The following is a 15,112-nucleotide window of genomic DNA, read 5'->3' as shown; positions in this document are numbered from 1 at the left end:
CCCATTGCGATGGGTAATTATTTATTACCAACCCATACCATAGTAAGCTTTGGTTCCATCAGGATATACGCCTTCAATCAATATTCCCCCTCTTTTGCTTTGCAGAATTCTGCTAAGTTCTTCCGTATTTTGAACCGTAACTTTATCAATTGCTGTAATGACAAAACCTTCTTTTACCCCAATCTCTTTCCACTTGCCATCGCCTACTTCTGTAATTTTAACTCCCCCGTCAATGTTTAATTGATCTTTTTCTTCCTCACTAATATCTTCTATCACAGCGCCCTCGATTTTTGTTGTTACATCAGGTTTTATTTCAGCCAATGTATTCTCTACATTTTGTAAAGTTACCTCTACATTGTTCTTTTTACCATTCCTGACATAGGTAACTTCTATCTTATCACCAGGGCTATTCCGAGCCACATATTCCTGAAGCTCCGAAACAGTGCTAATATTGTATTCTCCAATGCTGGTAATGATGTCCCCTTGCTTTAAGCCTGCCTTGTCTGCAGCGCTTTCAGGTCCCACCTGAGCAATGTAAACACCAGCAGTTAAATCGATATCTTCGCTTTCAAGTCTTGGGTCATTTAAATTAAGAATGCTTACTCCCAACATAGCTCTTTGAACCACTCCATATTCTTTCAGATCATTTACTACTTTACTAACCAAGGTAGCTGGAACCGCGAAAGAGTAACCTGCATAGCTCCCGGTTGGAGTGGCAATAGCTGTATTTATGCCAATCAACTTACCTTTGAGATTAACCAAAGCTCCTCCGCTGTTTCCAGGATTCACGGCAGCATCTGTTTGTATAAAGGATTCAATTCCGTATTGATTTTGCGCATTCAGAATATTGATGTTTCTTGATTTTGCACTTACTATGCCAGCAGTTACAGTTGAAGTAAGATTAAAAGGATTGCCTACCGCCAATACCCATTCTCCTACTTTCGTGTGGTCAGAATTTCCAAACTCTACGAATTGCAGATCCCGGGCATCAATTTTCAATAATGCCAAGTCTGTGTTTGGGTCAATGCCTATTACATCTGCGGTATAACTCCTATTATCATAAAGAATGACTTCCAGCTTACTGGCATTTTCAACTACATGGTTATTGGTAACAATATATCCATCAGGTGAAATAATAACCCCTGAACCGGAAGATTGCGCTTTTCTTTCGAATTGTCTGCCTCCCTGATCTCCATAAAAATCACGGAAGTACTCTTCAAAAGGAGATCTTGATCTGGGCTGACTGCGGGTAATCTCCGCTCTTATATGGACTACTCCTTTTGTTACTTGTTCTGCTGCATAAATAAAATTAATGCCCTCTGGAACAGAATATTCTGTTTCATCGAGGAAACTGGATAGCTTTGCATTGCTTTCCTGGATTTCTTCAAAGGTTTGATTTTCTTGTGATGAAGAGTTTAAATACATAAACCCACCTATTGCAATCAAAGCACTTAAAAATGATGCAATCAATACACCTAAAAAAAATTGTTTCTTGCTTAACATGTTATTTGTTTTTGATCCCTATTCATTTAATAATCTGCCATACTAAAATTAAAAATAACTTTCAGACTTGTATAGTAAATCTCTTTTCTCCCTCTGAAAAATAAAGTAGGAGAAAGATTAAACTTGAACCCCGAATGTTACTTTAAGTCTATATGAAGTTGGCGGATATATGGTTAACACATCTATCAACGCTTTGGTTTGTTCAGTTATTTCTTTTTTAAAGAATAAGGGGCTCATGGAAAGCCCCTTTTATTTGAAACGATAATTATTTGATTTGGATGGTTTTTTTGAGCTCTTTTTTCTCATCTTTTGGAATGATTACTTTCAATATCCCATCCTGATAACTTGCCTCAACTTTATCCTCTAGAATGTTATCCGGCAAGTAGAATGTTCTGCTGAAAGCTCCGTATTTTGTTTCTACAGAGTGATAGTTCTTTCCATCCTTTTCATTCTCAAATTTTCTCTCTCCGGAAATAGTTATTTTTCCATCTGACATGTCAATGTTGAAATCAGACTTCTTCATTCCCGGCACTGCAACTGAAAGCTCGAATTCTTTTTTTCCCTCCGCAACATCTACTTGCGGATTGAAGCTTTCCATTTCTTTGTTAGCATTAACAAAGGATTCGTTAAAAAAGCGATCTAAAAAATTAGAAAAGCTTCTGTTTGCTACATTGGGTAATCCCTGATCATATTTTATAAGTGTCATAACTGATAAATTTAAGGTTTAACATTTTTATAAAGGGATAGTAAATTTTGTACCATTCTTGAAAATGGCTCAAAATCACCCTCGATTAATGACATTATGTCTACTTAGTGACTGATTTTCCCTATAATCAAGTCATTATGTCATTATTCAGTAGTTGTGGTCATTTGATAGGTGAATGCATTAATAGAGTATGAGTTGATTAGCCGAAAATATATTTAAATATTTTCAAATTGTATTTGCAAAATATGAAAGGGACTGCTATGTTTGCATTCCCAAAAGGGACATTCCTCCTTAGCTCAGCTGGTTAGAGCATCTGACTGTTAATCAGAGGGTCCTTGGTTCGAGCCCAAGAGGAGGAGCAAAGCCATCTGAAAAGATGGCTTTTTTTATTTAAGCCTTTTCAGAATGGATAAATACTACGTCTATATCCTTTATTCGGTTAAAATTGACAAATACTACGTTGGCTATTCTCGGACTCCGGAGAAGAGGTTGGTCTTTCATAACTCCTCTTTTAATAAAATATGGTCCAAGAAGGGGCAGCCATGGGAGTTGAAAACCACTATTCCCTTTGCTTCAAAAACAGAAGCCATGGTGGTAGAGAGGAAAATTAAAAGCTTTAAAAGTAGAACGGCAATTGAAAGTATTATTAATAAAGGTTGGAAAGGATGATGTGCTTCCTTAGCTCAGCTGGTTAGAGCATCTGATCCCGCTTGAGCGGGAAGGGTCCTTGGTTCGAGCCCAAGAGGAGGAGCAAAGCCATCTGAAAAGATGGCTTTTTTTATTTAAGCCTTTTCAGAATGGATAAATACTACGTCTATATCCTTTATTCGGTTAAAATTGACAAATACTACGTTGGCTATTCTCGGACTCCGGAGAAGAGGTTGGTCTTTCATAACTCCTCTTTTAATAAAATATGGTCTAAGAAGGGGCAGCCATGGGAGTTGAAAACCACTATTCCCTTTGCTTCAAAAACAGAAGCCATGGTGGTAGAGAGGAAAATCAAAAGCTTTAAAAGTAGAACGGCAATTGAAAGTATTATTAATAAAGGTTGGAAAGGATGATGTGCTTCCTTAGCTCAGCTGGTTAGAGCATCTGATCCCGCTTGAGCGGGAAGGGTCCTTGGTTCGAGCCCAAGAGGAGGAGCAAAGCCATCTGAAAAGATGGCTTTTTTTATTTAAGTCTTTTCAGAATGGATAAATACTACGTCTATATCCTTTATTCGGTTAAAATTGACAAATACTACGTTGGCTATTCCCGGACTCCGGAGAAGAGGTTGGTCTTTCATAACTCCTCTTTTAATAAAATATGGTCTAAGAAGGGGCAGCCATGGGAGTTGAAAACCACTATTCCCTTTGCTTCAAAAACAGAAGCCATGGTGGTAGAGAGGAAAATCAAAAGCTTTAAAAGTAGAACGGCAATTGAAAGTATTATTAATAAAGGTTGGAAAGGATGATGTGCTTCCTTAGCTCAGCTGGTTAGGGCATCTGATCCCGCTTGAGCGGGAAGGGTCCTTGGTTCGAGCCCAAGAGGAGGAGCAAAGCCATCTGAAAAGATGGCTTTTTTTATTTAGACTCTTTCAGAAAGGATGAATATTATGCCTGCATCCTCTATTCGCTTAAAATTGACAATATTACATTGGTTATTCCTGAACTCCGGTGAAGCGGTTAGGATTTCAGAACTCTTCACTTAACTGAATCTTGTATAATATAAAAGAGGTCAGCCCTGGAAATTGAAAACCTCTATTCTTTTTGATTCAAAAACAGAAGCCATGGTAGTTGAAAAGAAAATTAAAGACTCTAAAAGCAAAAGCGGCTATTCAAGAGTTATTAGTAAAGGCTGAAGAGGTGAACTCCCTTTCTAAAAGAGGAATTATCAATTGCGAGATTCTGTTTGACTGAATCTGTAGTACCTATCAATCTAAAGTGGCCCTTTGCATAATTGGGAAAATACCCGCATCAATCTTCTGGTGTGAGGAGAATGGTTGTGTGTAGGGTTGTATCATAATAAAAATAAAAAGGGCTGAATTTCTCAGCCCTTTTGTACTTAAATAAATATGAATCCGTCTTTTCAGGCGGAGTTTTTAATTAAATTTTCTTCACTTATTAATTCAAAATATTTTTCAAATAAAGCTTTAGAAATGAGTTTACTTTCCTGACCATATCCCCAATTAGGACTTACTTCAAATAATCCATTGTAAGCTCTTCCCTCGTAGTAGTCAGTCACTTTAAAACCCTTTAAGCCATCCAATTGATCCGGGATTTTATTGCACTTAAAACTTATCCTATACCTATCCATAACCGTATTTTTTAAGTAGTATTTAACACAAAATTACTTCTATAGACCAAATAACATGCCAGATGGTTGGAAAAACTCTTAGGAAAATCGACTAGTGGCTCTTTTTTAAGGATAAGGAGAGGTACAATTGTAGACAGTTAGTTAGTTTCTTAATTTTAAAAACAACCTGATATTTTACACCTTGTAAGGTATTAACTCTTGTTAAATTAGTGACAAATCATATTTCTATAGGGTGCTTAGAAATTTTATTATATACCTTTGCAAGCATGAAATTTAATGACCTACTACTTAAGTTTCTTATTTGGCGAGTAAAGCATATTAATACAAAGAATTTTGTGTTAATCACCAGCGGGGTAATTGGCCTTATTGCCGGACTGGCTGCTGTTGTATTAAAAGAGGGTGTTCATATAATCCAAAAGGCCCTGACCAGGGATTTTCAGCAGGATCTTGCAAACTACCTTTATTTAAGCTACCCCTTAATTGGGATTATATTAACAGTTTTATTGACTAAATATATCCTGAAAGAAAAGTTGGGACATGGGATTACAGATATTCTCTATACCATTTCCAAGAAATCAAGTATAGTAAAGAGAACTAAAACTTTTTCCAGGATGCTCACTAGTGCACTGACGGTAGGCTTCGGGGGGTCGGTAGGATTAGAGGCTCCAATTGTAGTAACAGGCTCTGCTATCGGCTCTAATATTGGCCGTCTGGTACACCTCAGTTATAAGCAGCGAACACTATTAATTGGTTGTGGTTCGGCCGGAGCTATTTCAGCTATATTTAATTCCCCTATCGCAGGCGTTATTTTCAGTATTGAAGTCATTTTGTCTGAAATTACTATTAGTTCCTTTATTCCTTTACTGATAGCTTCTGTGGTTGGCACTCTGGTGTCACTCACTTTATTAGGGGATGATGTTTTATTTTCCTTTACGTTAACAGAGGGGTTTACTGCAGCTGATACTCCATTCTATTTGTTTCTAGGTGTATTCACGGGCTTGGTTTCCCTTTATTTTACCAGGGTGGTAGGAAAAGTAGAAGGTCTTATCAAAAACGTGAAAGGAGATTTGAACCGTGCTTTGGTTGGTGGAGTATCTTTGGGTTTTTTGATTTTTATTTTACCCCCACTATATGGAGAGGGCTATGAAACCATTACTTTTCTACTAGAGGGAAATGCTACTAATTTATTAAACAACAGTCTGTTTTTTAGCGAAATCAATTCAGTTTTCTTTATAGCATTGTTTGTTATTGCCATATTATTAGTAAAACCTGTAGCCACGGCCCTTACTATAGGTTCTGGTGGAAGCGGAGGAATATTTGCCCCCTCTTTGTTTATAGGAGGTATCACAGGATATCTTTTCGCTTATTTAATTAATATACTTGAAATTGCCGAACCTTTGAGTACCAGTAATTTTACTTTAGTAGGAATGAGTGGTGTAATGAGCGGAGTGTTGCATGCACCACTTACTGCTATTTTTCTAATAGCTGAAATAACCAGTGGCTATACACTTTTTGTGCCTCTTATGATTGTTTCTGCTATTTCTTATAGCACAATATCATATTTTGAGAAATATTCCCTTTACACTAAGCCCTTGATAGAAAAAGGAGACCTCATTTATCACGACAAAGACCGGCAGGTACTGAGCTTAATTGATCTCAAAAAGATTGTAGAAACAGATTTATTAACCATCAATCCAAATGCCACACTCGGAGCCCTTGTGGACCTGGTGCGTTTCTCAAAACGTAACATCTTTCCTGTAGTTAATGAGGAACAACAATTGGTAGGAATAGTGACTCTTGATGACATTCGGGAAATTATGTTCGATCCTGAATCACGAAAAAATATAATTGTTAACACGTTAATGCACAGCCCTCCCACTCATGTTTCAAGTAAAGAGAGTATGCAATCGGTAATGATTAAATTTGAAAACACGGGAGCGTGGAATTTACCAGTAATAGATGATGGTAAATATATTGGATTTGTTTCCAAGTCACGAATATTCAATGCTTACCGTAAAAAGCTTATCCGCCAACAAATAGAATAAGACAAAATAACATTTATTACATAAGTGTGTAAAATGATTTTTCTTATCCTCTTTTAATTAAGTAGCTGAATCACTGACACTTGTCCACAATTCTTTTCTTCAATAGAAGGCGTTTAACTTGCTGTATTACTGACTGTTATGACTTGTTAATAATTAATTGTGGATAAGTTTAACAGATTGTGGATAAATAAAGCTTTGAAAAGTTGATTCTTTATTTTGTGAAAATTAGGCCCTTTGGTCATTCTGCTGATGTAATATATTTTTAAAAATATTATCTTTTATTTTAACCAAATGATTGATAAGTAAAAGCGATAAATAGGTAATACTCAAGTTAACATTAAGTGAATTTAACCAACATTAATCAAATGTTTACTTTGGTTAACAAAGTTTTACTACAATTCATAACTACATCACTTTGAAAATGGAATGTAAAAAGAAAAGAGTAGGTATTCCTGATTATTGAAATAGTGCAATTTTCGTTTACTCCCCTTTGATGTGGGTAAGAGCTGCTTCAATTATTGTATCCACGCCATTAGCTTTATCCAGTGGGTTCAACTCCACTGTAATATCTGGTTTTACACCAAATTCAATGTTGTGCCCTCTCGCATCGATGGTCCTTGTTGCAGAAAATCTAAATCTCCAGCCATTAGGTAATTCATTGTTTACCGGTAAGCCACCCCCACCACCTGTTTGGTCACCCATTATGGTAACATTTGGCAAAAAGCTCATCATGCTAGCAAAAAAGTTGGCAGAGCTATAACTACTTCTATTGGTCAATATTACTATAGGTTTTGTAAAGATATAATCTTCATCTCCTTCAAATTCTATGAATTTTTCCTCGGGGCCGGTAAAATTATCATGGGCAGGCCCATTTTTATAATACCAATCTGCCACTTTGGTTTTTTCATCTGCAAATCTGTTAGCGATTGTAAAAGCATTGCTAATACTTCCGCCTCCGTTATTTCTAATGTCAATAATTATTCCCCCAACAGGTCCCTCCAAACTATTGATTTCCTGCCTTAGAAATTTCAAGAGAATATAATCCAATAAGGAGGTGCTTACACTTGAACTGAAGCTTTCATAATACATATAGCCAACTGAATCAATTATAGTATTATGGATAGGGCCGGAAATCTGATAATCCTCGCTGGGTACCAAATAATTTCTTTCAATAATATCAAAGTCAAAGTTAGAGTTGTAATCCAAATACCACTCCCAATTTCTTGAGAGATCAATTCCTGCAGAAAGATTAACATGACCATCTTCCAATACAAACAACATTTCAGCTAGTACATTAAAAAGTTCTATGCTGTTCCTTGCGCTTTTTGCTTTTGATCTGTAATCAGTCCTGGCTTTTTCCCAATCTATATCCTTATCAATGAAAAAAGAATATTTTTCGTCAATTGTATTCCATAAATGATCAAAAACTTCAAGGTTGGATGGTTCCGGCTCTTCACTCATGAAAATGCGCTCGCAACTCGAAAAACTGAATGAGGAAATTAACAAGCCTATGTAAAATACTTTTTTCATAACTTCAAAAATGTGCTAATCATCAAACCGTGTTCCCCTGTTCTAATTGGATTCAATGCATTATAAGACTCAAACATCCAAAAATAATCAAGTCTTAAGGCATTCCCGTTTTTAAAGGAATAAAGTAGATATGTTTGGGCAGACAATCTAAAATAACTCCCAAGGCTTACTACTTCTCCCTTTTTTAAGTAATCGAAAAACTTGATTTCGTCCTGGTTAACAGAAGCCGGAAAACGCGTTGAGGCAAATAATGGCCTTGTGGCATAAGTAACAAGTGGTAGTTGCGAAAACATTCCTATTTCAAAATCCCGCTTCCAAAGCTGGAATGGCCTTTTTATGAGAAGAGCAGGAGCCAGTGAGAAGCGTGTTTCCACATGTTGCTTATTATTGGTGTAGGATAATTTGTCCCTCAAAACCCATCTGCCCAAGCCACTAATTCCAGGCAAAATCTTTAACTTTTTACCCGATTGATTTTTCAATTGAAAAAAATGCTGATACAAACCTTCTAATCTGAAAGTATACATATCCGTGCCATTAATACTATTATTTGGATTATTGAAATCAAATCGTGCTGTTGATTGAGCAATGCTTCTTGATGTTTCATGAAGATGGCCCAAAACTACTCCTCCACCTATACCTTTGTACAGCAGAGGAGAAATTCCCTGATCAATTATATTTACATAGCTCCCGCCTAAGCCCGTTATGAAATGGGTATTTCTTAATGGCGGCACAGTTTCCTCCACTTGTGCAAATAAAGAAGAGCTCGCCAAAAAGCTTACAATAACAGAAAGTATAAGTCTTTTATTCAAAATCTACAATAATCTGGTTTCTTAATAAATCATCCAACGACTCCCTTTTACGGACTAATTGGTCTGTGCCATCATGCACTAATACTTCTGCCGGTCTGTACCTGGAGTTATAATTAGAGGCCATGGAAAAGCCATAGGCTCCTGCATTTTTTATGGCAATTATGTCTCTCTCTCTCACTTCTGAAAGTTTCCTGTCTGTGCCGAAGGTGTCCGTTTCGCAAATATAGCCTACCACAGTATAAACTCTTTGTGTGGCAGAAGGATTGGATATGTTTTCGATAGTATGGTAGGCATCATACATCATGGGTCTTAGTAAATGGTTCATTCCAGTATCTAAACCGACAAAAACTGTAGCCGGTGTGGTTTTAATTACATTTACCTTAGATAAAAAATAACCTGCCTCACTTACAATGAATTTCCCCGGTTCAAACCATAGTTCCAGCTCCTTGCCACGTGCCTTGCAAAAATTCTTGAAGCTTTTGCTCAATTCCTTGCCAAGCATTTCAATATCAGTGGTAACATCTTCTTCTTTATAGGCCACTTTAAAACCACTGCCAAAATCAATGAATTCCAAATCGGAAAAATCCTCAGCCACTTCAAAAATAATTTCTGTTCCCCTTAGAAAAGCTTCCGGATTCAGAATATCTGAACCTGTGTGTATGTGCAAACCTATTACATGGATGTTATAAGTCTCAATCACCCGAAGCAAATGACGCATCTGAAGGATTGAAATGCCAAATTTAGAATCTATATGCCCGGTGGAAATCTTAGTATTGCCCCCTGCCATGATGTGCGGATTGAGCCTTACGCAGCATGGTACGGTGTTCTTATATCTATGGCCAAATTGCTCTAAAATAGAAATGTTATCAATATTGATAGTAAGTCCTAAATCTACAGCTTCAATAATTTCATCAATAGAAACACAATTAGGTGTATATAGAATATCTTTTGGATCAAATCCGGCCTTCAAACCTAAATAGGCTTCCTGAATGGAAACCACATCCAGACCTGCGCCATGTTTTTTGATCCATTTCAGTACAGAAATATTGCTTAATGCCTTAGTAGCATATTTTAATTTCAGATTGACACCAGTAAAAGCATCATTTAGCCTTTTGATTTGACTTGCAATCTTGTCGGCATCGTACACATATAAAGGTGTACCGTATTTCTGAGCTAATTCAACTAAATATTGATTCTCCACTGAACTTTTGTGATTTATTAAATGCTAATTTTTTCGTAAAAATGTTCCAAATCTTCGGGTTTACCAAATACAATAATAATGTCCCCTTTTTTAGGGGTGGTTTCAGGTCCTATTTGTGTATTCAATTCCAGGCCTCTCTTTATACCTATAACAGTAACTCCAAAGTTCTTGCGAATGTTGGTTTCAGAAATCGGCTTGTTCGTGATTTCAGAATGATCTCTTTCTATTTCATAGCTGGCAGTGGTCAGGTCAGGGAATTCCTCAGTGATTTTTTGCAAAGGATTTCTTTTCAGTACGCCCCTAAGCATTTCGTAATTATCAGATCTGATACCTCTTATAAACTCTTTAATTTTCTTTTGGGGGACTAAGTATTGATTCAACACCCGGGTAAAAATTTCCACAGAAGTTTCAAATTCCTCAGGAATTACTTCGTCTGCCCCTAATCGTAGGTTCTCCTCCACTTCCGTAATAAAACGGGTTCTAACGATAATATGTACTGTGCTACTGATCATTCTGATGTTGGAGATAATCCTTCTAGTGGCAATAGTATCAGAAATTGCAATTACTATCACTTTAGCTTTGTGAACGGACAAACTCTTTAAAACATCTGGCTGAATAGCATCTCCATAAATAATTGGCTCTCCCTCCGCTTTATGTTTACGTATGGTTTCGGTGTTTAACTCACTAATGATATAAGGAATCCCAACACTCTTAGCAGCTTTGGCCACATTTCGTCCGTTTAGCCCAAAACCTATGATAACAATGTGCTTGTCCAGGTCCTCATTTTCCACACTCGTCTCCACGCTGGTATCGGAAAAGGTGAAAAATACTTTCTGGGTTTGCTCTCCTAGCTTTGTCGCAATTTTATTACTGGCAATTTTGTCAGCCCATTTTCCGGAAAAGCCAATGATGATAGGGGTAATACCCATGGAGAACAAGGAAACGGAAAGAAAATATTGATTGATATTATCAGAAATTAAACCATAGGTAAGACCCACTGTGGCTAAAATAAAGGCAAATTCTCCAACCTGGAACAAGGACAAACCTATACGTAAAGATGTACGTGCAGGATAGGCCAACATTGTACCGGCAAATGTGGCAATTATTCCTTTTACAATGATAACAGCCATAGTCAACGCTACTATGATCAGGAAGTGGTCGGCCACAAAGAAGATATCCAACAACATTCCTATTGAAACAAAGAAAAAGGAAGTGAACAATTCATGAAAGGGTAAAATATTACTGGCGGCCTGATGGCTATATTCCGATTCTGAAATAATAATACCGGCTAGGAATGCTCCTAAAGCCAAAGAAAGCCCTAGAAATGAGCTTAGCCATGCAACTGAAAAACATACCAAAACCACTACCAAAACAAACATCTCTTTACTTTTGGTCTTTGCAATTTGATAAAACAACCAGGGGACTATATACTTGGCACTTACCAGAACAAATGCAATAAGCAAAGCTGCTTTAACCAGCATACTTAATATTTCTAACCATATATTTGATGATTCTCCTGCCAAAAGAGGTGTAAATAGCATCATAGGCACTACAATGATATCCTGAAATATTAAAATCGCCAATATCGTTTTCCCATGAGGCGTGGCTGTTTCCCCTTTGTCCTTCAAAATATTCAAAACAATAGCAGTACTACTTAGGGAAAAGATAAATCCTAAAAATATAGCGGAATTTAATTCAAACCCAATATTGTAAGCTACTAAAGAAACCACCAATACTGTAGCGAATACCTGAATAGTACCTCCAATAAATACAGCTTTCTTAATGGAGGCCAAACTCTTTATGGAAAATTCAATTCCGATAATAAATAGCAGAAGAATAACACCAATTTCAGCAAATACCCTTACTCCTTCAGTAGCATCTATCATTTGGAATCCGTAAGGGCCGGCAATGATACCGGTAATTAAAAAACCAATAATAGGGGGCACTTTTAATCTCCTGAAAAGTAATATCACGAAAATGGCCAATCCTAAAATGACAACAATATCACTTAGTATTGGGATTTCTACATTGGCTGCTAAAATCATTCATTTAAACTTTAAACTAAAACTAGAAAATAATAATTGATAATTAACCTTAAGAAACAAAATTATACGCAGTTGCATGGAAGGATTATTAAATAAACCTCACCTTATTTCCTGCTAATTATTAAGTAAAATATGAATTTTGATGATCCTATAGATGCTATTCCTATCATACTGTACTCTTATCGGAAAGTATGGTTGCATGGTAAATACCTGAACTGGCAAGAGAGGAATTCACAATAAAAGAGTATAATAAATTTTCACTTAAGCCTAAATAAATAATGGCTTAGTGATGAGTATTAATGGAGTTGTCTCATGGTATTCATAACACCAGAGAACAAGGAAGTAATTATACTTCTTTTCAAATCACATCCATGGCTGGTTTTTCCAAGGGAAAAATCATATAGAAGATTACTCCCTCTCCCGGCTCGCTTTCAACTTTTATTACCCCTCCCATTTTTTCTATTTGGCTTTTTACAACATACAACCCAATCCCTTTTCCTTCTTCTGAAAGGGTGAATTTTTTATACAAACCGAAGATTTGGTGACCAAATTGCTCAAGATCAATGCCAAGGCCATTATCCTTAAAAACAACAGTTAATTTTTGTTGGTCTACGGTGGAGCAAACTTCTATTAAGCATTTTTTCTTCTTGTTTCTAAACTTAAGAGAGTTACTAATTAGTTGTCTGAAAATATCGTCAAAGTAATCTCCCTGAGCCAGAAATGAGGTTGCTTGAGAGAAGTCTGCGGATATTAAAGCATTGGCTTCCGAAATTTCGCTTCCTAATTCTACTTTCACTTTGTCTAATTGTTCCTTCAGGTCTACTTCCTCATAACTGTGTTCAATAGAAGTTTTAATTTCCAGAATACTATGAAGGTCATTAACCACATCATCTAAATCTTCTGAGCTTTGTTTGACCATACTTAGCACATAAGATTTTTCCTTTTCATCACTCAATTTTCCAAAAATTTGGGTCAACCCCAGCAATCTTGCTATTGGTGCACGGATATTATGTGAAATGGCATATGTAAACTGTTCCAACTGAGTATTATACTGCAGCAGTTGATTATTGGAATCCCTGAGTTCCTTGGTCTGCTTTTTAACCTCTCTTTCCAAATCATTGTTGTAGGATTTGAGCTTTTCATTTTGGCTCTTTATGATACTTTGAGCCTCAGTGAGTTTTTTATTATGCTTGTCCAGCTCAATGGTTTTAAAGTTTAATTGGTCATTTATGGCAGAAAGCTCATCGTTCTGGGCCATTATCTCACTATTCATATTGTTAATAATGGAGTTTTGCATAGTAAGTTCCCGACTCTTTCTTATTCTATACCTAATAATAAACAGGACAAAAATCAGTACAATTACTAATAGGCTGACAATAAACCAGGCCAGCATTATATTTTTTGTTCCCAGCTCCTTTTCTTTTTCCAATAACTCTATTTCATTTTTTCTTTTGGCGATTTGTAAATCTTGAAGTTCTTTGTCTTTTTGCAGCATATCAATCAGTTGTTTCTGTTCAATTTTTTCTGATTGTTGCTTTGTAAGGGCAAGTAGATGTTCCACTTTATCTTTCTCTAACTGTTGATTTCTATAGCTAATATTTTGCATCTCTTGTTGCTGCTTTAGCATTTCAATTTCGTTAAGTTTGATTTTGAGTTCATTTTCGCTTCGATCTTGCTCAAGTTGCGTTTGACGAAGCTTAAATTCTTGTCTTTCTTTTTCCTTTTCTTTTTCTGTCAATAGCAAGCTGATTTCACTGGCTTTCCTTTCTACATTTAATTGATAATCCAGCAATAACTTGTTGCTCTTTCTTTCCCTTTCCATTAGGTCTTCCTGTAGATTACTATACAGTTTATAGTGCAATTTGAATCCAGCTATGTCATTTTTTTTCAACATCACTTCAGTCATTACCTTGTAGGTGGTAACCAAAATATTGTCAATCTCTTCATTTGAATCCAGCTTAGTCAGTATATCAATAGCTTCTTTGGCATTTTTCAATGCGTTGTCTGTTTTATTGCTAATTAATTCATAAGCAGCCAGATAGTTCAGTGTTTGGGCAATCTTTAAAGGGTTGTTGCTTTTTTTTCTTAATTCTAATGCTTCATTTAAGAACTTTTGTGCCAATGACATCCTGCCAATACTTGCATTAGAAACTCCCATATTTATCAAAATAGCAGCTTTGTTCTCGTCACTCAATGCTATATTTTCCTGCATGATAAGTTCATAGCCCTTATTAAAAAATATTATAGAAGTATCAGTCTCTCCTATAGCATTGTAAATAAACCCCAAATTATTATAGGCCAATGTTGTCCAAAGGTGATTGTTCTCTTCATTAGCAATTTTTATAATCTCCAAATTTGTATCAATCGCTTCTTCATATGACTTTAAATGAACATACACATCGGCCAGGCTTTTCAAGATTTTTATGTATTCTATTCGATCGGTCTTTAAAGTCTCATTTTTCAATAATTCATTATAAACTTCTCCTTCACGTTCATAATCTTTCAGTTGATTATAGCAAAATGCCAAACTTTTAAGTATGGGGACTTCGTCAAATCTGTTTTCATTATTCCCCAGCTCAATAGCGTCTTTATAATATTCGATAGCCTTGGAATAAGCCTGTTCTGACTGGCATATTGAAGCGAGGTTGATTAATAAACTTAAGCGTTCATTGTCATTCTGGGCTTTTTCATAGGCGGATAAAAGAGAGTCTAATGATTGGGCATGCAAGGAACCCATGGTGGTAAATATAACCACCATAGATAGAATAATACGTTCAATATTGCTTCCCCAACCTCTCATTAATAATATTTAAATTAATAATAATTTTTGATCTAAAGGAAGAAACTTTTTTTTAAGTAATTATTCCTTTCACTATTTAGCTTCATTTTCATTTTATTACCCCGATTTATAAACGCAGTACCCATCATAAATATCTGATTTAGTGCAGTTTGAATGTTTATTGAGCAGGATATGATCT

Annotated in this window: 12 protein-coding genes and 4 tRNA genes; 8 read left to right on the top strand and 8 right to left on the bottom strand. The window is 36.1% G+C overall.

The features are described 5' to 3' along the window. Positions 1-24: 24 nt before the first annotated feature. Both JKA74_RS11940 and JKA74_RS11935 read right to left on the bottom strand, forming a co-directional pair. Positions 25-1,503 carry a Do family serine endopeptidase gene (locus tag JKA74_RS11940; protein WP_201431427.1) on the bottom strand — a complete coding sequence of 493 codons (1,479 nt, stop codon included), beginning with the start codon at positions 1,501-1,503 and terminating at the stop codon, positions 25-27. 265 nt (positions 1,504-1,768) lie between these two features. Then, positions 1,769-2,209, bottom strand: a complete 441-nt coding sequence (locus tag JKA74_RS11935) for an Hsp20/alpha crystallin family protein (RefSeq protein WP_201431426.1) — start codon at positions 2,207-2,209, stop codon at positions 1,769-1,771. A gap of 285 nt (positions 2,210-2,494) precedes the next feature. Between JKA74_RS11935 and JKA74_RS11930 the strand changes: the two genes are divergently transcribed. From JKA74_RS11930 to JKA74_RS11900, 7 genes are all read left to right on the top strand, one after another. Beyond that, a tRNA-Asn gene (locus JKA74_RS11930) sits at positions 2,495-2,568 on the top strand. Between the two features lie 46 nt (positions 2,569-2,614). Further along, the gene (locus JKA74_RS11925) at positions 2,615-2,878 is read left to right on the top strand and encodes a GIY-YIG nuclease family protein (RefSeq protein WP_201431425.1); all 264 of its coding nucleotides are present in this window, start codon (positions 2,615-2,617) and stop codon (positions 2,876-2,878) included. A 3-nt stretch (positions 2,879-2,881) separates the two neighbouring features. Beyond that, positions 2,882-2,962, top strand: a tRNA-OTHER gene (locus JKA74_RS11920). Positions 2,963-3,006: 44 nt separating this feature from the next. Next, positions 3,007-3,270, top strand: a complete 264-nt coding sequence (locus tag JKA74_RS11915; protein WP_201431425.1) for a GIY-YIG nuclease family protein — start codon at positions 3,007-3,009, stop codon at positions 3,268-3,270. Between the two features lie 3 nt (positions 3,271-3,273). Then, positions 3,274-3,354, top strand: a tRNA-OTHER gene (locus tag JKA74_RS11910). Between the two features lie 44 nt (positions 3,355-3,398). Continuing rightward, positions 3,399-3,662: a GIY-YIG nuclease family protein gene (locus JKA74_RS11905; protein WP_201431425.1), complete on the top strand. Its 264-nt coding sequence runs from the start codon at positions 3,399-3,401 to the stop codon at positions 3,660-3,662. Positions 3,663-3,665: 3 nt separating this feature from the next. Beyond that, a tRNA-OTHER gene (locus JKA74_RS11900) sits at positions 3,666-3,746 on the top strand. 530 nt (positions 3,747-4,276) lie between these two features. Here the strand turns inward: JKA74_RS11900 and JKA74_RS11895 are convergent. Next, positions 4,277-4,504, bottom strand: coding sequence for a hypothetical protein (locus tag JKA74_RS11895; protein WP_201431424.1), 228 nt, complete (start codon positions 4,502-4,504; stop codon positions 4,277-4,279). A gap of 266 nt (positions 4,505-4,770) precedes the next feature. Between JKA74_RS11895 and JKA74_RS11890 the strand changes: the two genes are divergently transcribed. After that, positions 4,771-6,549 (top strand): chloride channel protein, encoded by a 1,779-nt coding sequence (locus tag JKA74_RS11890; RefSeq protein ID WP_201431423.1) that lies wholly within the window; start codon positions 4,771-4,773, stop codon positions 6,547-6,549. Between the two features lie 480 nt (positions 6,550-7,029). On the opposite strand, the gene JKA74_RS11885 is transcribed toward JKA74_RS11890, so the two are convergent. The 5 genes from JKA74_RS11885 to JKA74_RS11865 form a co-directional block, all read right to left on the bottom strand. Further along, the gene (locus tag JKA74_RS11885; RefSeq protein ID WP_201431422.1) at positions 7,030-8,079 is read right to left on the bottom strand and encodes a S41 family peptidase; all 1,050 of its coding nucleotides are present in this window, start codon (positions 8,077-8,079) and stop codon (positions 7,030-7,032) included. Then, entirely contained in the window at positions 8,076-8,888 is an 813-nt protein-coding gene (locus JKA74_RS11880) for a hypothetical protein (RefSeq protein WP_201431421.1), read from the bottom strand. The genes JKA74_RS11885 and JKA74_RS11880 overlap by 4 nt, the downstream gene beginning before the upstream one ends. Beyond that, positions 8,881-10,089 carry a diaminopimelate decarboxylase gene (gene lysA, locus JKA74_RS11875; protein WP_201431420.1) on the bottom strand — a complete coding sequence of 403 codons (1,209 nt, stop codon included), beginning with the start codon at positions 10,087-10,089 and terminating at the stop codon, positions 8,881-8,883. Before lysA ends, JKA74_RS11880 begins: the two co-directional genes overlap by 8 nt. Positions 10,090-10,106: 17 nt before the next feature. Beyond that, a complete protein-coding gene (locus tag JKA74_RS11870; RefSeq protein WP_201431419.1) occupies positions 10,107-12,134 on the bottom strand; it encodes a cation:proton antiporter domain-containing protein in 2,028 nt (675 codons plus the stop codon). A gap of 358 nt (positions 12,135-12,492) precedes the next feature. Next, positions 12,493-14,934, bottom strand: a complete 2,442-nt coding sequence (locus JKA74_RS11865) for a tetratricopeptide repeat-containing sensor histidine kinase (RefSeq protein WP_201431418.1) — start codon at positions 14,932-14,934, stop codon at positions 12,493-12,495. Positions 14,935-15,112: the final 178 nt, after the last annotated feature.

The sequence above is a fragment of the Marivirga aurantiaca genome, from assembly GCF_016679925.1.
Classification (GTDB): Bacteria; Bacteroidota; Bacteroidia; order Cytophagales; family Cyclobacteriaceae; genus Marivirga; species Marivirga aurantiaca.
Note: the sequence above shows the minus strand (reverse complement) of the source record. Positions and strands in the feature narration are given on the sequence as shown.

Excerpts from the sequence above, each read along its gene's own strand:
- JKA74_RS11940 (WP_201431427.1), bottom strand. The coding sequence starts at position 1,503 with ATGTTAAGCAAGAAACAATTTTTTTTAGGTGTATTGATTGCATCATTT.
- JKA74_RS11935 (WP_201431426.1), bottom strand. The coding sequence starts at position 2,209 with ATGACACTTATAAAATATGATCAGGGATTACCCAATGTAGCAAACAGA.
- JKA74_RS11925 (WP_201431425.1), top strand. The coding sequence starts at position 2,615 with ATGGATAAATACTACGTCTATATCCTTTATTCGGTTAAAATTGACAAA.
- JKA74_RS11915 (WP_201431425.1), top strand. The coding sequence starts at position 3,007 with ATGGATAAATACTACGTCTATATCCTTTATTCGGTTAAAATTGACAAA.
- JKA74_RS11905 (WP_201431425.1), top strand. The coding sequence starts at position 3,399 with ATGGATAAATACTACGTCTATATCCTTTATTCGGTTAAAATTGACAAA.
- JKA74_RS11895 (WP_201431424.1), bottom strand. The coding sequence starts at position 4,504 with ATGGATAGGTATAGGATAAGTTTTAAGTGCAATAAAATCCCGGATCAA.
- JKA74_RS11890 (WP_201431423.1), top strand. The coding sequence starts at position 4,771 with ATGAAATTTAATGACCTACTACTTAAGTTTCTTATTTGGCGAGTAAAG.
- JKA74_RS11885 (WP_201431422.1), bottom strand. The coding sequence starts at position 8,079 with ATGAAAAAAGTATTTTACATAGGCTTGTTAATTTCCTCATTCAGTTTT.
- JKA74_RS11870 (WP_201431419.1), bottom strand. The coding sequence starts at position 12,134 with ATGATTTTAGCAGCCAATGTAGAAATCCCAATACTAAGTGATATTGTT.
- JKA74_RS11865 (WP_201431418.1), bottom strand. The coding sequence starts at position 14,934 with ATGAGAGGTTGGGGAAGCAATATTGAACGTATTATTCTATCTATGGTG.